The sequence below is a fragment of the Paenibacillus mesophilus genome, from assembly GCF_005938385.1.
Taxonomy (GTDB): domain Bacteria; phylum Bacillota; class Bacilli; order Paenibacillales; family NBRC-103111; genus Paenibacillus_AB; species Paenibacillus_AB mesophilus.
This window is the reverse complement of sequence record NZ_VCRA01000039.1, coordinates 15,164-34,438: the sequence shown is the minus strand read 5'-3', so window position 1 is coordinate 34,438 and position 19,275 is coordinate 15,164. Positions and strand designations below refer to the sequence as shown.

Here is a 19,275-nt window from a genome sequence, read left to right as displayed (position 1 = left end):
GCTTTGCGTAGACCTACATAGTCAATACTCTGTTCGAAGAGGAGACCGATGTGACAAGTCCCCCGAATTTCTATCGAACGATTGATGTGACAACCGGTTGACATACTATATGCTAACCGGTTATCATAAAGATGCAATCATCATGAATGCGCATTCAAAACTTATTGTCAGGGGGAAAAAAGATGAGAATGATAAAAGGTACCGCATTAGCCATTTGCTTTATGATGGTGCTCTCCTTACTGGCGGCATGCTCCAAAGGCAGCGCCCCAAGCACCTCGGCGGGACAATCCCAAGGAGCACAGACCAAGAAGACGGCCAAAGAAGTAAAGCTTACGTTCTTTAATACTTCAGCCGAGGTTAACGCCGTATTCGAAGATCTGTTTAAAACGTACCGTGAGCTCAATCCGAATGTGACGATTGAATTGATTCCGACGCCAATCGGCGGAGCGCAGCTAGAGAAGTTCCAATCCCTACTGGCATCGGGAAAGCCCGCCACCATTGCAAATCTGGACCCGGGAACTATTCTGCAGTACAAGGATAAGTTCCTGGACCTGGAAGCGGATAAAACCAAGTACGTACAGCTGGCCAAACCGGGGGCAATTGACGGCGCCTTGCTCGATGGCAAATTCCTTGGCATTCCATGGACTGCTCAAGGATACGGGTTGCTCTACAATAAACGGGTCGTCGAGGAAGCGATCGGGGGGAGCTTCGATCCGGCTTCGGTAAAAACGCGCAACGATTTGGAAGCGTTGTTCAAGAAAATTGATGCCGCCGGCAAGGCGCCCGTAATGATTCATGGAGCGGACTGGTCCCTGGGAGCTCACTTTTTGGGCTTGGCGTACTCCTTGCAATCCAAAAATGTGGAAGACAATCGCAAGTTTGTCGATGACTTGAAGAACGGCAAAACAACGTTAGCGAGCAATCCGCAATTTACCGGTCTGATGGATACCTTCGATTTATTGAAAAATTACAATGCCAGAAAAAGAGACCCGCTTGTCGCGGATTACAATAAAGACAGTGCGGATTTTGCAAAGGGCAATGCGGCCTTCTACTTTATGGGAGACTGGACATGGGCCGTCATCGGGACGCTTGAAGGACGAGATAAAGAATTTGGCATCATTCCGGTGCCGATCAGCAATAATCCGACCGATTACGGGAATGCCCATGTCGCGTACAGCGAACCGAAGCTGTTCGCCATCGATAAATCGGGGTCTACGCCGGAGCAGCAAGCGGCAGCAAAGGCTTTTATCGAATGGCTGGTTACAAGCGAGCAGGGGCATCATGCAATCGTAACCAAAATGGGGCTTTCCTTGCCCTACAAAAATGTAAAAGCAAAAGGCACGAATGCCATTTCCGATGCCGTAACCAAATATGTGGATCAAGGACAAGTGCTGAATATCGGCGTCATCAACTACTTCCCGCAAGATTATTGGTCCAAGACGGGAGCGTCGATGCAAAAATACATGGCGGGCAAGATCGATCGAAACCGGCTTGCTGAGGAAGTTCAAGCTTATTGGAAATCGTATGCAGGCAAATAAGGATTCATTTGACGATCCGGTATAGATGGGACTGGGGCCCGCCTCGGCCCATCTTTTTTCAAGAAGGGGGCAAGCAGCATGAACAAAAAGACTTTTTTAAGGAATACGGGGACGTTTTTCCTTTTTGGAGGACCCTCCACATTTGCGTTTGCCGCTGCCGTTCTCGTGCCGTTCGTCGTCGGGTTGTACTTGACGTTCACGAATTGGGATGTTCGAACGGCTGACCATACGTTCATCGGCTTATCCAACTACGCTGCAGTATTTCGCGATACCGTATTTCTCGGCCAATTGTGGTTTACGATCAAATACGTATTTTTCACGGTATTGAGTGCCAATGTGCTGGCATTCTTCATTGCGCTCGCGTTGACGCGAGGGATGAAGGGGGAACAATGGCTTCGGACAGGCTTTTTTACCCCCAATTTGATCGGCGGTATCGTGCTGGGCTATTTGTGGCAGACGTTGTTCTCGCAAGTTTTGCCTTATTTGGGGAGTAAGTACGGATGGGCCTTGTTTCAATCGTCATGGCTGACGGATACAGATACCGCATTTTGGGCGCTCGTCATGGCGACGGCTTGGCAATTGGTCGGTTATCTGATGATTATTTATATAGCCGGCTTCACTGGCGTTCCCAAAGACGTGCTGGAAGCCGCCAGCATCGACGGGGCGAGCGGATACTCCATCATTCGACGAATCATCTTGCCGCTTGCGGTTCCGGCTATCGTCATCTGCATCTTCATATCCGTTTCCCGTTCCTTTTTAACTTACGATATCAACCTTGCCTTGACGAAGGGCGGGCCATTTAACTCCACCGAGCTGGCCACCTATCATATCGTGCAAAAAGCATTCTTATCTAATCAATATGGAATCGGACAAGCGGAGGCCGTTGTTTTGTTTGCTGTCGTAGCGATCATTGCGCTTACCCAATCTTACTTGCTAAAGAGACTGGAGGTCGAAGCGTAATGGAAAATCGGCCGTTCTTTTCCCGGATCAAATCGGCGCTGCTGTTTGTATTGTTGCTCTTGTTTTTAACGCCTTTCTTGCTGATTGTTATGAACTCGTTCAAAACAACGCAGCAATTTATCGAAAATCCGATGTCTGTACCGAAAAGCTTGAAGCTCGCAAACTACGTCGCCGCTTTTCAAAACATGGATTTCATGCAGGGATTTCTCAATTCCTTGACCATTACGATCGCAGCAGTGATCCTTATCCTCCTTTTTTCGTCGATGACCGGGTATTTGTTCGTCCGTTTTAAATGGAAGCTGAACGCAGGCATTTTCTACATTATGCTGGCCTCCATGGCGCTTCCGTTCCAAGTTTTGATGATTCCGCTGGTCATGCTCTATGGCAATCTGGGCATGCTGAACATGAAAGGAACGCTCTTGTTTATGTACATGGGGTTTGGCGTTCCTTTCGGCGTCTTTACCTTCCACGGCTTCATCAAAGGGATTCCATTCGAATTGGAAGAGTCGGCTTTTCTCGAGGGAAGCACAAGGTTCGGAACGTTTTTCCGGATCGTGCTGCCGCTGCTGAAGCCCGTATTCGTGACGCTAATCGTTTTGGACGTGCTGTGGATCTGGAACGATTACTTGCTGCCCAGTCTGGTATTGCTGTCGCCGGATCAGAAGACGCTGCCGCTCTCGACATACACTTTCTTTTCTTCCTATTCCGTAGATTTTGCACCCTTGATGGCCGGCCTGATCATGACGATTATTCCGGTGCTGGTGTTATATCTTTTTCTGCAAAAACAAATCATCAAAGGTATAACGGAAGGGGCCTTAAAATAACATCGGGCGATCACTGCTGAAAAAGTTTTGATATTGGCTTATAATGGATTAAAAAACAAGGTGATCAATGATGCCAAAAATCGAGGATGTTGCCGAAAGGGCCGGGGTTTCCGTTACCACCGTATCCCGCGTACTCAATAACCGGGGATATATCAGTCAGAAGACGCGGGATAAGGTATATCAGGTGATGAAGGAACTAAATTACCAGCCAAACGAAATGGCGCGCGCCTTGTTCAGAAGAAAGTCGAATATGATCGGCCTCATTATTCCCGCCGTATCGCATCCTTTTTTCAGCGAATTGGCTTACTATCTTGAATACTTTGCCGATCAAAAAGGGTATAAATTGCTATTATGCAATTCGAATCGCGATGTGTCCAAAGAACGCGAATATATCGACATGTTAAAGAAGAACCAAGTGGACGCCATAATTATGGGCAGCTCGGTATTGGATGTTCAGCACTATCTGCACTTGAATTTGCCGATCGTTTCGTTCGACCGTCGTGTAGCGGAGGATATTCCGATCGTAACGTCCGACAATCTCATGGGAGGCAGGCTAGCCACCCGGTTATTAATCGAGAAGGGCTGCCGTAAGCCGGCATTCGTCTATCGCGGAATCGGCGGACCGCATCATCATGCTTTATTGGCCAGCGGGCGTACACAGGGGTATGAGCAGGAGCTGAAAGAGGCCGGGATCGAACCCGTTCACTTCCAGCTTGAGTCAACCGATGTCGATTATAGTGGAAACGAAAATGAACTGGTTCGGTTCTTTCAAGCGCATCCGGAAGTTGACGGCATATTTGCCAGCAGCGATGTGATTGCCGCAGAGGTCATTCAAGCATGCCGTCGGTTAAAGAAAGAAATCCCGGCGGAAATAAAAATTATCGGTTACGATGACGTAACAATCGCATCGCTAGTTTCGCCGCGTCTTAGCACGATCAGGCAGCCGATTCGGGAAATGAGCGAACGTACGATCGAATTGATTGCAAAGCAAATTGAAGGGGAGGACGTTCCCATGATGAACACGTTTCCAGTCACTCTTATCGAACGGGGGACGACCTGATACCCATTGCTTTGAATTTTTTTTGCCGATATATCAACCGGTTGACATGTCATCCATATCGTTCTGGCAGTGAATCGGCAACCATTTGCCTAGGAGGTTTGCGATGGTTGTAACAATCAAGGATTTAGCAGAAAAAGTCGGCGTTTCGGTTACGACCGTTTCCCGCGTGCTGAACAACCGGGGATATTTAAGCGACAGCTTGAAGAGAAAAGTACGAGAAGCCATGGAGGAGATGAACTACCAGCCGAATGAGCTGGCGCGTTCGCTGTCTCGCAGGAAATCGAATATGATCGGCCTTATCGTTCCGGATATTTCCCATCCTTTTTTCGGCCAAATCACGAAGCACATCGAATCCTATGCCTATAAACATGGATATAAGCTGATGCTTTGCAATTCTTTGCTCGACAAGAAAAAGGAAAAAGAGTATATCGAATTGCTGAGAGCCAGCCAGGTGGACGGCATCATTATGGGCAGTCATACGATGAGCGTGAAAGCCTACATGTCGATCGAGCTTCCTCTTGTGACGCTGGATCGGCAAATTTCGAAGTCGATTCCTTATATTTCGTCCGATAACTACCGGGGAGGAACCCTTGCGACAAATCTGCTTATAAGCAAAAAATGTAAAAAGATCGCTTATATAAGCGGTAATTTAAGGTTGAACCTTCTGGCTAAACAGAGGCATGATGCCTTCATCGAACAGGTGAAGAGCAAAGACATCGAGTTTGTCGTCAAGCAAACCGATCTAAACGGCTTTAAATATAAGGAATATGAGAAGCTGGTTCAATCGTTATTTCGAGAACATCCCGATATTGACGGCGTATTTGCAAGCAGCGACATGCTGGCTTTGCAGGTCGTCAGGGAATGCCGAAGGCTCGGCAAAGCCATACCCGAAGAGGTGAAAGTCGTCGGGTATGACGGCATTCAAATTGGCGGAGCCGATGACTTATCGACGGTAGCGCAGCCGATCAAGCGGATGGGCGAAATGGCGGTTGCTTGCCTGCTGCAGCAAATTTCGGGCGATGAGACGCCGCTTGAAACGATTCTCCCGGTGAAATTGATAGAGAACGGAACAACGTGAGCACTTCAATGAAACGGTGTGGGCGTAAATTATGGGAGGTACAAAAATGAACTTCATAAGCAGAGTGGTTCCGGAATTAAAACAAGGGGTTAATCTTTTGCCGCCTCTTCATCTCCCCGATGATTTGGAGAAGGCCAGGCAGCTCCCTTTGCCTCCAACGGAGACATCCGAGTATGTTCACTTGACGGAACGCATGATACCCGGTGCGCAATCCGATGAAATGCTGGTCAAGATATACGAACCGATCCGGAGAGAGGGAGCAAAGCTGCCCGCTCTTCTGTGGATCCATGGCGGGGGATATGTACTGGGTCACCCTGACGCCGATGATGCGCTCTGCGAAAGTTTCGTTCAAGCAGCGGACTGCGTCGTCATTTCGCCCGATTATCGCCTGGCCCCCGAGCATCCGTTTCCCGCGGGCATCGAGGACTGTTATGCCGCTTTATTATGGATGACTAACGCTGCGGAAGAGCTGAATATCGATTTGTCGCGGATTGCGATCGGCGGAGCGAGCGCAGGAGGAGGCTTGTGCGCGGCATTGGCGCTAATGGCTCGCGATCGGGGCGGGCCTTCTATCTGCTTCCAGATGCCGTTATACCCGATGATCGACGATCGCAATATAACTCCCTCCAGCCATGAAATCACGGATCCTGCGGTTTGGAACAGGGCTAACAACGTGGCGGCCTGGAAGATGTATCTTGGCGAGCATGCCAAGGGCGACATATCCCCTTATGCGGCTCCAAGCCGGGCAAACAATCTGGCCGGGCTGCCGCCTGCATACACTTGCGTAGGCCAGCTTGATCCGTTCCGTGACGAAACGATGGTCTATGCTGCACGGCTTGCACATGCCGGCGTCGATGTAGAGTTTCAACTTTATCCCGGATGCTATCACGGCTTCGAACACGTCGTTCCGACGGCAGAGATTAGCCGGCGTGCCAGAAACGGGTACATCGATGCTCTGGCAAGAGCATTTATCCGTTAATGCCAATGGTCAATAATCGGCCTGTTTAATCAAGAGGGGGTGAACGAGTGTTTGATCTGGATGACACAATCCTATTTGAAGATAAACCGAATGATCTATTAACGGTCGGAGAGCTGCTTGTCGACATGATTTCCAATGATTATGACGATGCTTTCGAATGTGACGGGTATACCAAATTTTTTGGAGGCTCTCCCTCCAACATTGCGATCAACGTCCAAAAGCTCGGCATTCGCTCCCATATCGCAGCAGCCATAGGGGAGGACGGGCTAGGCACGTTCCTGCTCAATCGGTTGCGAATGGCAGGCATGGATACGGACGGGATCCAGCGAACCGATGAACCGACAAGTCTGGTCGTTGTCACCAAAAGCAAAGCAACGCCCATTCCCGTCTTTTACCGGGGTGCGGACTATCGATTGACTTACAGCGCATCTCTGGATAGAGCCTTGAATAACTCCAAAGCGGTCCACTTCTCATGCTGGCCGATCTCGAAGGTTCCGGCCCGTCATACGGTAGAACGGGTAATCGAAGCGGCGAGACAGCACGGGCTGCTGATCGGATTCGATCCCAATTACCATCCCATGATCTGGCAACGGGACGAAGATGGCGTGGCGTATGTCAAATCCGTTATCTCGAAGGTCGATATGGTCAAGCCTTCGGAAGACGATGCCGAGCGGCTGTTCGGACCGGATTCGCCTATCAATCAAGTCGAGAAGTTTCTGGAGCTGGGCGCCAAGCTGGTCATTATGACCTTAGGCAAGGAGGGGGCCATTGTTTCCAACGGAAGGGAAACCATTCGATTTCACTCCCTCGCTACGGAAATCGAGGATACGACAGGTGCCGGCGATGCGTTCTGGTCCGGTTTTTACGCGGCTTTGGTCAAGGGATACACCATTAAGAAAGCGTTGTGGCTTGGCTTTGCCGTTAGCGCTTATAAGTTGAAATATAGGGGCGCGGTAGTGGACTTGCCGAGTCTGGACACGATCAAAGAACAATTCGGCCTGTAGAAGGCCAGGAGGCTTACGAATGACGCTGAAAAATCAAGTGCAGTTGATCACCTATCCCGATTCCATGGGAGGAGATTTAAAAGCGCTGAATCAGGTTCTACTGAACTATTTCGCAGATATATGCGCAGGGGGCGTTCATATTCTCCCTCCGTTTCCCTCATCCGGCGACCGCGGGTTTGCTCCGCTGACGTACCTTGAGATCGAGCCGAGCTTCGGCTCCTGGGAAGATATCCGGGCGATCGGGGACCATTTTGATATTTTGATCGATTTGATGGTGAATCATATCTCACGGCAATCGCCCTATTTTCAGGATTTCCTTGCCAAGGGACGAGCGTCCGCTTATGCCGATTTATTTTTAACACTGGATAAAATTTGGGAAAGCGGTGAGCCGGTTCAAGCGGATATCGACAAAATGTTTTTGCGCCGTCCACTGCCATATTCAACCTATCCGACTGGCGAAACCGGAGAGGAAATTAATGTCTGGACGACGTTCGGCAAAACGGATCCTTCCGAGCAAATCGATTTGGATATCCGCTCGCAGCAGACGAAACAGCTGTTAACCGAATTCTTTACTCATTTTAAAGAACAAAACATTAAGATCGTCAGGCTGGATGCAGTTGGATATGTCATCAAAAAACTTGGTACAAGCTGCTTCTTCGTCGAGCCGGACATTTATGCGTTTCTCGATTGGGTAAAGGATTTGGCGGATTCTCTCGGGATCGAACTGCTGCCGGAAGTACACGCCCATCACAGCACGCAATTCAAATTGGCGGAACACGGGTGCTGGATTTACGATTTCATCCTGCCCTACAGGGTGCTCGAGGCTCTCGTTCATCGGTCCAGCCATGAGCTGTGCCGCTACCTGAACGTTCGTCCGCATAAGCGGTTTACCATGTTGGATTGCCACGACGGCATTCCCGTTAAGCCGGACTTGGACGGCCTCATCAACACCCGGGAGGCAAGGGAATTGGTCGATCTGTGCGTGGAGAGAGGCGCCAATCTCAGCTTGATTGTATCGGATGAGCATAAAGCGGAGGACGGCTTTGACGTTCATCAAATTCGCTGCTCCTATTACAGCATGCTGGGTAGCGATGATGATGCGTATTTGGCGGCCAGAGCGATTCAATTTTTCGTGCCGGGCATTCCTCAGGTTTACTATGTGGGCTTGCTAGCCGGCGAGAACGACATCGCACGCGCCATGGAGACCGGCGAAGGACGTGAAATTAACCGGCACAATTACAGCGTGGAAGAAATCGAACAAGCGCTTGAAAAGGAAGTCGTTCAGCGGCTGCTTAAGCTGATCCGCTTTCGAAATACGTACGATGCCTTCAACGGCGCGTTCAGGGTGATTTCTTCGGCGGATGACGAAGTGCGGCTCTCCTGGCATAAAGAGAAGGCGAGCTGCGAATTGCACGTAAACCTGAATACCTATCAAGCAATGATTCAATACGTTGACGAAAAGGGCTGCAAAATCGACTATACGGTTTAAGATTTCTCTCAAAGGGGCATTCCGATGGGCCGCCCGGAAATTCCCTGTTATCAGCGCTTCTTCCCTGCAAGATCCCTTTATTTGATATTATTCATCCGGTTTGCACGGATTTATAATGGAGGAGGAGCGTGATGGAGGGAGTGCGTACGATATCGTGAAGAATAGCATCGTTTACAAGTTTTCCGCTGCGCTAACCATTATTTTGGCGATTTTGTTTACCGTTCTTCTTTTGAGCAACCTATATTCGCTGGAAGTCATTCGGAATCAATCGCTGAGCAATTCCCGAAATACGTTAGCGATTTATGCCGAGAACATCCACAATATGCTTAACATATACTCCAAAGACTTGATCGAAGTGTTTGAAAATAATATCGATACGGCATTGGATGATTGGAGTGCCGGCGAGAGCGGCCGATATTTCAAATCAGTCCAGCTGATGAATGCATTAAAAACCAAAACATCCAACAACTTTTCAAGCGACGGCATGTTTATCAAACTCCCTGATGCAAAAGAGCCTCTTGTGCAATTCGGAAGCCGGATTCCTTCCAATGAAAAATTGATGCTGAGCGATTTTATGATCAAGCATGATTTTAAACCGAATCCGCACGGAAAAATGGATGAATGGACGGATTTTGATATTCAAGGAGCGCATTATTTATTTAAATACTTGACGTATTCGAACATCAGCTTCGGAACGTTCGTTAAAGCGGATACTTTGCTGTCGATCGTAAACAGGGAGGGGGCGGGTCATGACCATTATGTCATAAGCGACCGGTCCGGATCCGTTCTCGCCTCTACGAATGACGAATTCAACAAAGGTTTTTCCGATTTAACTTTGGATCGTTTAAAGAATCGGTACGAGAAAACCGATCTGTTTATCTCCCAGCCGATTGCGGAATTCGGGCAGATGACGAATATGGTGGTCAAACAAAGCGTATTCTCGGGGTTGAAGCTGATCCAGTGGCTCATTATTTCCCTCGGGATTGTTTCCGTCGTCGTCGTTCCGCTCGTATTAAGATCATTGGCGAGAAGTATATTAAGACCGGTTCTCGAACTGGTGAGAGCCGCTAAAGAAGTCGAGAACGGTCAACGCCAGTTTCCTATTCCTAAAGGACATTATTCCATGGAATTCGTGAAATTGTTTCATTCGTTCCATTCGATGGTACGTGAAATTACCGATTTAAAGATTCATACCTATGAAGAAAAGATCGAAAGAAGCCGCGCCGAATTGAAATACCTGCAAATGCAGATCAGGCCCCATTTTTTTCTGAATGCGATTTCTACCATCTCCAGCTTGACTTACCAGAACAAAAACGAGGAAATCCGAAAGCTGATTGTTCATTTGTCCAAGCATTTGAGATACATGTTCAAAGGGGGGCTTATCCTCGTCCCGATCCATGAGGAAATCAAGCATGTGGAAAATTATATTCGGATGCAGGACATTCGTTATCCCGACCAAATCTTTTACATGACGGACATCGATTCCGACGCGGAGCAAATCCCCGTCCCGCAATTTTTGCTGCAGACGTTCGTCGAAAACATCTTTAAGCATGCCATGATCTACGGAAAGATGCTTTCTATTTTTATCAGAGCGAGCAAGGACATGCTGAAGGACAAGCCATGCATCAAAATTGTCATTGAGGACAACGGGGAGGGCTTCCCTCCGCATGTCTTGCAGAACGCCGAAGTAACGCCAATCGACCCGGTCGAACTAAGCGATCAAGTGGGAATCGCGAATATACGCAGGACGCTTCAACTGCTCTATAAAAGGGACGACCTGCTGACGTTATCGAATGCGGAGCCGTCTGGCGCCAAGATCGAGTTATGGGTGCCGATCCAGAGTACCCGCGAACTCGCACCGAAGGAGGGGCATCATGCGCTGCTTGTTGATTGACGACGACATTCCAACCGTCGAGGTTCTTCGCGATATGATGGATTGGCACAAATTCGGTATCGCGCAGGTCATGACGGCCCATAACATCCAGGATGCGAAATTATGCTTCGAAGCGGGTATTCCCGATCTGATTATTTGCGACATCGAAATGCCCCGAGGCTCCGGTTTGGAGATGATCAAATGGGTCCGGGACAATCAGTGCGATTGCGCTTTCATTTTCTTCACCTGCCACGAGAGCTTCGAATTCGCATCGACAGCCATTTCTTACAGCGCCGATTCGTACCTGGTCAAGCCGTTTGACAAACCGAAGTTGGAAGCCGTTCTGCACAAATCGTTGGAAACGCTCAAGCAAAAGAGGTTGCTCGGCGAATACAGCAAGCTTGGCGAGACATGGCTGAAAAATAAAGATTTGGTGGAGAAGAGCTTCTGGAGAGACGTACTGAACGCCATCATCCCGCCTAGACCGGATATGATTCAAGTTGAAATTCGCAAGAGGGAATTATCCCTTTCCATCGACGGCAAATATACTTTATTTCTTGTCAGCGTCGCCAAGACCGAAAGCGACAGAGAATGGGAGGACAGCACGTTTCATTACGCGCTGAGCAATTTGAGTTCGGAAGCCATGTTCAAGCGCCCGAATCATGACCGTGTGATTGCTTATCAAACGGACAATCGGTTCTATCATGCAATCATCCTTGACGGCGAGACCGATCTCGACAGCTTGAAAACGCATGGGGAGCGTCTCATAGGGCTGTGCAAGCAATATTTGAAATGCGTTGCTACCTGCTATATCAGCGAGGAAATGGACATCTCCAAGCTGGCGGGCGCCAAAACGGAATTGGAGCGTCTGGACGAATCGAATCTCATTTTCAGGGGAAGCCTACATTTCCTGAAGGATGCTTTCCGGTACGATACGAAAGATCAATATATGCTCGATATCGATCTGTTTACGATGTACTTTGTCCAGAAGGAGAAGGTTCAAATCGTAAACCGGTTAAAAAAGGAGCTGGAGACGCTTGCAGGCCAAAACAAGCTTGATCCGAAGACTCTTCATTCGATTCGCGAAGACTTTCATCAGGTTGTGTACGCTCTCCTCGCCAGAAACAATATCCAAGCGCATCGGCTTTTCGAAGATGAGGTCGCCGAGCGTCTCTTTCAAAAATCCGATAACAGCGTCTTCGACTTCATGAAGTGGGCGCACTTGATTACGGAGAAAACGATTCAAACGATCGACGAGACGAGGCAGTCCGAAGGGGTTGTCGAGCGGGTCAAACGTTTTATCCACGAGAACTACAATCAGGATCTGAGTCGCGAAGATGTTGCGGCGAACGTTTTTTTGACGCCGGATTATTTGGCCAAAACGTTCAAGTCCGAAGCGGGCTGCACCATCAAGGAATACTTGAACGATTTCCGGATTAAGGTCGCCAAGCAGATGCTGATCGAAAGCGCGGCGAGCATCAGTCATGTCGCGATGGAAACCGGTTTCGACTCGATCTCTTACTTCTCGACGGTGTTTAAAAAGGTAACGGGAGAAACGCCGAACGCCTATCGAGCGAAGCACAACGGGTCCGATCCGTACAGGCAGACGGCGAATGAAAACTCTACTTCCCGACGGAGGTAGAGTTTTTCCGCATTATAAATGGAACGAACGGGACTTCCACTTGTTTTTGAAAAATCATTTCGTTTTTTTGAAAGCCATGACAGCTCCGGAAAGATAAACTGAAAGCGTATCAACAATGAACAGGGGGCTTAAACATGGTAAGCAAAAAGAGGCTAACGCCGCTTCTGTTATCGACGGTCATGTGCGCCGCGATGCTCGCGGCATGCGGCAAGGATTCGGCACAATCGCCGGCTAAATCGCAGGACGCTGCTGCCGGTACAAACGCCAAAGTAGAAACCATCGTTTTCGCAATGCCGTCGTTTAATCGAATTCCGAGCGATTTGAGCAAGGTAACGAATGCCATCAATAAGCTTACGACGGAAAAAATCGGTGTGAAGGTAGATTTCAAAGTTTACGGCCCGGCCGATTATGGCCAGAAGATCAACTTGGCGCTGCAGAGCGGCGAGCAAATGGATTTGTTTACGACGCTCGGGCAATTTACGAATTATGTATCGAAAAACCAGCTTTATCCGTTGGACGAGCTGCTCCCCAAATACGGGAAAGAATTGACCGCGATATTGGATAAGGATTTCGGTCCGGGGCTGCTGAAATCGACCACCATGAACGGTCATATTTATGGGGTCCCCGTGAACAAGGGGATGTCGCTTCCGGTCAATTTCGTGTACAACGCAGATATGCTGAAAGAGGCGGGCTATAGCGCCGACAGCATCAAATCGATTGAAGATTTGCCCGCTGTCTTCGAAGCGGTCAAGAAGAAATATCCGGATGTCATTCCTTTCGGTCCCCTTAATGTAAACCCGAGCGATACGATGCTTATGCTCTTGTTAAGAGGAGCGAATCAAGTCGATTTCTTGTCGGATACGACCGGGGTCGGGGCTGTTATCGGCAATGAGGGCAAGGTCGTAAACTTCTACGAAACGGATATATTCAAGAATGGCGTCAAAACGATGAGGGATTGGTTTGCCAAAGGGTATTTGCAGAAGGATGCCGCATCGACCACCATCGCATTCCCGGAAATGATCGCCTCCGGCCGCGGTTTCTCCTTTATGGGAGGTTACAGCGGCATGGAAACGGCGAAAACGCTCAGTGCCCAAACAGGAAAGCATTTGGAGATGAAACGGATTGCTCCCTATTATTTCGAGACGGGATCCGCCAATCTTGTCAGCTGGATGGTTTCGAGCACAACGAAAGCGCCTGAAGCGACCGTCAAGTTTCTGAACATGCTGTACAGCGATGCCGATTTGATCAATACCATTCTTTACGGGATTGAAGGGGAAGGTTATATCAAGGTTGACGAGCACCATGTAAAATTGCCGGACGGGAAGGACGCTTCAACCGTTCCGTATACGGCCATGTTGAGCACGGGAATCGTCGGCTCCGAATCCTTGCAGTATCAGCTTGAAGGGGTTAAATGGTCGGATGTCGAGCTCAAATTGAAGGAAAATAAGAGCACCCGAAAGTCCCCGTATTTCGGCTTCATTTTCGACCAAAGCAAAGTGAAATCGCAAATAAGCGCAGTGAACAACGTAGTGAACCAATATTTGCCGGGACTTGTGTGCGGTGCTCTGGATCCGGATACGACAATCCCCAAATTCGTGCAAGCGCTGAACGATGCGGGTGCCCAAACGATTATCCAGAACAAGCAGAAACAGCTTGATGAATGGATCGCCGCACAGAAAAAATAACTTCGATCGAAATCGTCTTGCTTAGCGGGGCCTGAACCGGGCCCGCTTTGCATGATGGAGGTGAATGCAGATATGACTGCCGGAAGGAAGAAATCGACCGTGCTTAAAAAGACGCTTCCGCTCTTCCTATTGGCCGCTCCGGGATTGCTGTATTTTCTTATAAACAACTATATTCCGATGATCGGCTTGTTCATTGCTTTTAAGGATGTGGATTACACCAAAGGGATTTTCCGCAGCGACTGGGTCGGTTTCGACAATTTTCATTTTCTATTCCAAACGAGCGACGCCTGGATCATGACAAGAAACACGCTTCTCTATAACGCGGCTTTCATTGTGTTCGGGACGATTCTTTCGATTCTAATCGCCATCCTCATGTCGGAACTGCTGAACAAAGTATACTCGAAACTGTACCAATCGGGTTTGGTGCTGCCGAACTTGATCTCGATGGTCGTACTGTCATACCTTGTGTTCGCGTTTCTTAATGCGGACAGCGGATTCGTCAACCACTCCATACTCCGCCCCCTGGGCATTCCGGAGATCAACTGGTATTCGGAGCCGGACTATTGGCCCTATCTGCTCGTGCTCATTCAACTGTGGAAAACGGCAGGATACGGGTCCATCGTATACTTCGCGTTTATCGCAGGGATCGACAAGAGCATTTACGAAGCCGCGAAAATAGACGGCGCCGGCAAGATGAAGCAAATAGGGATGATCACCTTGCCGCTTCTGAAGCCCACAATCGTCATACTGGGATTGATGTCGATCGGTCGAATATTCAACTCGGACTTCGGCCTGTTCTATCAGGTTCCAATGAATGCGGGAGCTTTATACAGCACAACGCAAACGATCGATACCTATGTGTACCGCGCGCTTATGCAAGTGAACGATATCGGAATGTCCGCCGCCGCAGGATTGTATCAGTCGGTGGTCGGATTCATGCTTGTAATGCTTGCGAATGCCATTGTCAAAAAGTGGAACAAGGACAATGCTTTGTTTTAGGAGGATATGCAATGATACAAACCAGAGGGGAACGCGCCTTTACCATTTTCTCTGCGGTCGTCATGGGAGGGTTGACCGTTCTAGCTTTTCTGCCTTTCATCTTAGTCCTTGCCGCTTCCTTTACTGACGAATCCACCTTGATACGGGAAGGATACAGCTTTTTTCCGGGTAAGCTGAGTCTTGATGCCTATGTATACATGGTCTCGTCATCGTCCACCTTCCTTCGGGCTTATGGCGTCTCTTTCTTGGTAACGATCTTGGGGACGGGGATCGGTTTGTTGATCACAAGCATGCTCGCCTACCCGATGTCCAGAAAAGACTTCAAATACCATAACGTGCTTGCGTTTGCCGTCTTCTTTACGATGCTGTTCAGCGGAGGCGTCGTACCTTCCTATATTTTGTGGACCAAGTATTTGCATGTGAAGGATACGCTCGCCGCTTTGATCTTGCCTAATTTGTTGACCAACGGCTTCCATGTTCTGTTGATCAGAAATTATTATAAGAACAATGTACCTGTCGATCTCATTGAATCCGCCCAAATCGACGGGGCGTCGGAACTGCGGACGTTCTTCCGGATCATGCTGCCATTATCCGTGCCCGTCATGGCGACTGTCGGATTGTTTATGGGACTGGCCTATTGGAACGATTGGATCAACGCGCTTTATTTCATCACGAAGCCTCAATATTATGGCATCCAAAACATGCTGATCCGTTTGATGAACAACATCCAATTTCTGAAATCCAGCCAGGCGAGCAGCATTTTGGGAGCAAGCGCGGTAGAACTTCCAAGTACGGCCATTCGAATGGCCATGGCGGTTATCGGGATCCTGCCGGTTTTATTTGTGATGCCGTTCCTTCAGAAGTACTTGATGAAAGGCGTCGTGATCGGCGCCGTTAAAGGATAATGCGAATGGAAAGGGGATTGTAAAGATGAACGTTCAAGAGGTAATCGATCGCGTGCTGCTCGACTCCTGTGGCGGGCGAAAGCTGGAGAAAACTTGCGACCTGCTCATAAGCGGCGACCCGGACATGGAAGTGAAGGGGATTGTCACGAGCTTTATGGCTACTGTCGACGTGATCAGGGAAGCGATTGCGATCGGGGCGAACATGATTATTACACACGAGCCTACTTATTATACAGGGCTTGACGAATTGGGATGGCTGCAGAAGGACCCTGTCTATTTGGCCAAACAGAAGTTGATTGAAGATCACCGGATTGCCATTTGGAGATATCACGACCATATGCACCTCGCGCAAACCGATCGGATCTATGATGGTCTTATCAAGGAGCTCGGGTGGGAGAATAAACAGATCGACAAAACATCGCCCTGGTGTTATGAAATTGAAAAGACGACACTGGTGGAGCTGGCCGCCTTTTTCCTGCAGAAACTGTCCATGAAGGTGCTGCGTATCGTGGGCAATCCCGACATGCCGTGTTCCCGAATCGGGATTCTGGTCGGCGGAGGCAGCCTGGGTCTGGGTAGGGAGCAAATGCCGATGGAACTCATGAGGGACAAGGAGTTGGATGTCATGATCTGCGGTGAGATTACGGAGTGGACATTATGCGCCTATATCAATGACGCGGCTATGCTGGGATTCAATAAGGGAATGCTGGTAGTCGGACATGAACGAACCGAGGAATGGGGGATGAAACACATGGCGGACTGGATGCAGACGCTTGTGGAACCTATTCAGGTTACGTTCGTCGATGCGAAGGAACCGTTCCGTTACCTATAGAAAGATTACTTTCATTCTTAAATTATTTTCAATAAAGATCGTCGTATATACGACGATCTATTTTTGTTGGATGACAAAAAAGCGTAATGATGCAAAAATAAAGCCGAATTTAGACAAGCCGCAGAACTTTATGGTATACGAAATCGGAACTGTCCCGAGGACAGAAGGGAGGATAGAAGAGAGGGAAACCACATTTAAAAAACCATCCATCATCATCCAAATCAAATCTGTGAAAATCGTGGCCATTTTTTTCGGACCATTTCTTGTCGCTGGTGAGAACCTAAGTTGCAGTCGGATCAGAAATAGTCAATGGAAGATCCCATCTTCAAAGTTCCAGACGTTTCTTCTATTTCCGCATGCCTAAAAAAGTGACCATATGGAGTTTCGTAACTTTATTTCCCTCCAACATTGACATCTTAGGTGATGAAATCCTGCGAATGAGTGAGTATATGTAAGATAAACCTTTAATACTGAGGGACGGATACGAGAGCTCAATATACACACGAAGGCCACGCGGCAGCCCTTCGCTCCGTAAAATAAAGGATATTGGCAGCTGACCTACATCACTTGTAGGTACATCGGACCTACGGAACGAATGCGGCTTGGGAGTGCGGTAAAAAAAATAAAAACATGTCAAAAAGATTCTACTTATGGCATCTATTATCCGAAAAGACGAATGATGAGCGATGAAGGAGTTGGACGGTGAAGGAAATCGAATTAGGACAGTCAAGTATTGTTGATCAGAATGCGGATGAATCCTTAATAATTGAACGGGCACAGCAAGGGGATCACGATGCTTTCAGTGAGCTTGTTCGCCGACATCGGTCCAAGGCGCATGCATGGGCTTCGGGAATCACTCAGGATCCGTTTATGGCGGAAGACATTGTACAGGATGCGCTCCTAAAAGCTTTCATGCATCTTGGTACATTGGCTAATGTTTCGCGTTTTCTCCCTTGGCTCCATAAAATCGTACGCAATCAAGCTATGATGAAACTCAGACGCGGGGGACCGTATGGGAAGGAACGGCCATTTACCAGTTTTAAGACCGGTATCACCTCCGATCGGGTTGACTGGGAAGACGTCGAGAGCATCCTGACATACATCATGAAAAAAAGGGAGAAGGAAAGCGATGCTTTTCGCAGCCCGGAGGAACAAGTCGTTGGAAAAGAAACCTTGGAGACGATAGTCGGCCTTTTCACGTGCTTAAACCACCGGGAGAGAGGAATATTTGAAGCTTACTTCTTTAAACACCTTTCGCCTCAAGAAATCGCTAACATGTTTGATACAACGAAAACCAGTGTCTATAAGACGATTTCCCGTACCAGACAAAAACTCCAGCACGAACGTATTCGAGTGTATATTAACGAACATCTGATCCAGAGAAGGGAGAAAAAATGTATGGCAAAAAAAGTATTGGAACGGCCATCGATTTATACTGAACGGGTCGGTGACAGTCACTTTCTGGGATCCAGACCATCAGTTACCTATTGTATGTGGGGCTTGTTACAGTATACCGACAAGAAGGGAGTAACACTTGCGGAAGTCAATGCGCTGACGGGGTATGCATTTTGTTTAAATATATTTAAGGAAACGGTTCATATCGGAGGTCCGTTCATTTTTTCCGGAGAAGAGAAGTTTCCGCAAGCTTTGGCCAATCTTGGCTTGGATGTGAAGGTGTTAAGCTTTCTGCCGGTTGAACCAGCCATTATCGCCGATGTTCTTGATACGATTCACCGATCCGTTGACAAAGGGGTTCCGACTATCATTTGGGATTTGTTCCATGCTGAATACGGATTAGTGTACGGATACGATGATAACCGTCAACAGCTAAATGCGTTAGACAAGTTGAAAGAGGCGTCATTGGCTTACGATCAATTAGGAAAGGGAAAGACCTCGGAAATCGGTCTTATTGCAATAACTGAACCTAACGGAATTGACCGTGTGACAGCATTGAGAAATATGTTGGATTTAATTTTGGAACACGGGCATACGACAGGATCCATAAAACATGGTGATGGAGAGTTAAGTAAAGGCCTTGCTGCTTATGATGCATGGATCGATGCTTATCGTGGAGATCGGGTTGTCCCTTTCTTTAATGCCTATAACGTCGCTGTTTATTCGGAGTTGCGTCAGTTCGCTTTACAATTTCTAAGAGGACTAAAGGAAGAATTGAAGGATCACGATTGGTCCTGCATCGGCGATGCCGTACGTCATTATGAAACGGTGGCCGCATCCATGCAAGGTCTTGCCCGCCTATTTCCTTTTCCCGAAGGAGGAGACCCCAAAAATGCGCAAAACGTCGAAAAAGCGGTACAGCTTCTCCAGGAGGCCAAGAAAGGAGAAGAAGAGGGACTGCTTGCTTTGAAACAGTTGCGACAATCTTTAGGAAACCTACAGGACCATTAAT

Annotated in this window: 15 protein-coding genes; all 15 read left to right on the top strand. The window is 48.4% G+C overall.

What is annotated here, in order from left to right; genetic code table 11:
- Window positions 1-182 precede the first annotated feature (182 nt).
- On the top strand, window positions 183-1,538 hold the full coding sequence (locus tag FE783_RS33995) for an ABC transporter substrate-binding protein (protein WP_138883851.1): 1,356 nt from the start codon (window positions 183-185) through the stop codon (window positions 1,536-1,538).
- Window positions 1,539-1,616: 78 nt separating this feature from the next.
- Window positions 1,617-2,498 (top strand): carbohydrate ABC transporter permease, encoded by an 882-nt coding sequence (locus FE783_RS33990; RefSeq protein WP_138883850.1) that lies wholly within the window; start codon window positions 1,617-1,619, stop codon window positions 2,496-2,498.
- Window positions 2,498-3,322 carry a carbohydrate ABC transporter permease gene (locus FE783_RS33985; protein WP_138883849.1) on the top strand — a complete coding sequence of 275 codons (825 nt, stop codon included), beginning with the start codon at window positions 2,498-2,500 and terminating at the stop codon, window positions 3,320-3,322. The genes FE783_RS33990 and FE783_RS33985 overlap by 1 nt, the downstream gene beginning before the upstream one ends.
- 70 nt (window positions 3,323-3,392) lie before the next feature.
- Window positions 3,393-4,382 (top strand): LacI family DNA-binding transcriptional regulator, encoded by a 990-nt coding sequence (locus FE783_RS33980; RefSeq protein WP_138883848.1) that lies wholly within the window; start codon window positions 3,393-3,395, stop codon window positions 4,380-4,382.
- A gap of 103 nt (window positions 4,383-4,485) precedes the next feature.
- Window positions 4,486-5,460: a LacI family DNA-binding transcriptional regulator gene (locus FE783_RS33975; protein WP_138883847.1), complete on the top strand. Its 975-nt coding sequence runs from the start codon at window positions 4,486-4,488 to the stop codon at window positions 5,458-5,460.
- Between the two features lie 46 nt (window positions 5,461-5,506).
- On the top strand, window positions 5,507-6,439 hold the full coding sequence (locus tag FE783_RS33970) for an alpha/beta hydrolase (protein ID WP_138883846.1): 933 nt from the start codon (window positions 5,507-5,509) through the stop codon (window positions 6,437-6,439).
- Between the two features lie 47 nt (window positions 6,440-6,486).
- Window positions 6,487-7,443 (top strand): carbohydrate kinase family protein, encoded by a 957-nt coding sequence (locus FE783_RS33965; RefSeq protein WP_138883845.1) that lies wholly within the window; start codon window positions 6,487-6,489, stop codon window positions 7,441-7,443.
- Window positions 7,444-7,462: 19 nt separating this feature from the next.
- Window positions 7,463-8,932, top strand: coding sequence for a sucrose phosphorylase (gene gtfA, locus FE783_RS33960; protein ID WP_138883844.1), 1,470 nt, complete (start codon window positions 7,463-7,465; stop codon window positions 8,930-8,932).
- 154 nt (window positions 8,933-9,086) lie between these two features.
- Window positions 9,087-10,826 (top strand): sensor histidine kinase, encoded by a 1,740-nt coding sequence (locus FE783_RS33955; protein ID WP_238403352.1) that lies wholly within the window; start codon window positions 9,087-9,089, stop codon window positions 10,824-10,826.
- Window positions 10,807-12,447 carry a helix-turn-helix domain-containing protein gene (locus FE783_RS33950; protein ID WP_138883842.1) on the top strand — a complete coding sequence of 547 codons (1,641 nt, stop codon included), beginning with the start codon at window positions 10,807-10,809 and terminating at the stop codon, window positions 12,445-12,447. The genes FE783_RS33955 and FE783_RS33950 overlap by 20 nt, the downstream gene beginning before the upstream one ends.
- 134 nt (window positions 12,448-12,581) lie before the next feature.
- Complete coding sequence (locus FE783_RS33945; protein WP_138883841.1) at window positions 12,582-14,132, top strand: ABC transporter substrate-binding protein; 1,551 nt, start codon at window positions 12,582-12,584, stop codon at window positions 14,130-14,132.
- Between the two features lie 72 nt (window positions 14,133-14,204).
- Window positions 14,205-15,131 (top strand): ABC transporter permease, encoded by a 927-nt coding sequence (locus FE783_RS33940; protein ID WP_138883840.1) that lies wholly within the window; start codon window positions 14,205-14,207, stop codon window positions 15,129-15,131.
- Between the two features lie 11 nt (window positions 15,132-15,142).
- Complete coding sequence (locus FE783_RS33935; RefSeq protein ID WP_138883839.1) at window positions 15,143-16,036, top strand: carbohydrate ABC transporter permease; 894 nt, start codon at window positions 15,143-15,145, stop codon at window positions 16,034-16,036.
- Window positions 16,037-16,061: 25 nt separating this feature from the next.
- Complete coding sequence (locus FE783_RS33930; protein WP_138883838.1) at window positions 16,062-16,868, top strand: Nif3-like dinuclear metal center hexameric protein; 807 nt, start codon at window positions 16,062-16,064, stop codon at window positions 16,866-16,868.
- 702 nt (window positions 16,869-17,570) lie between these two features.
- The gene (locus FE783_RS33925; RefSeq protein ID WP_138883837.1) at window positions 17,571-19,274 is read left to right on the top strand and encodes an RNA polymerase sigma factor; all 1,704 of its coding nucleotides are present in this window, start codon (window positions 17,571-17,573) and stop codon (window positions 19,272-19,274) included.
- Window position 19,275 lies beyond the last annotated feature (1 nt).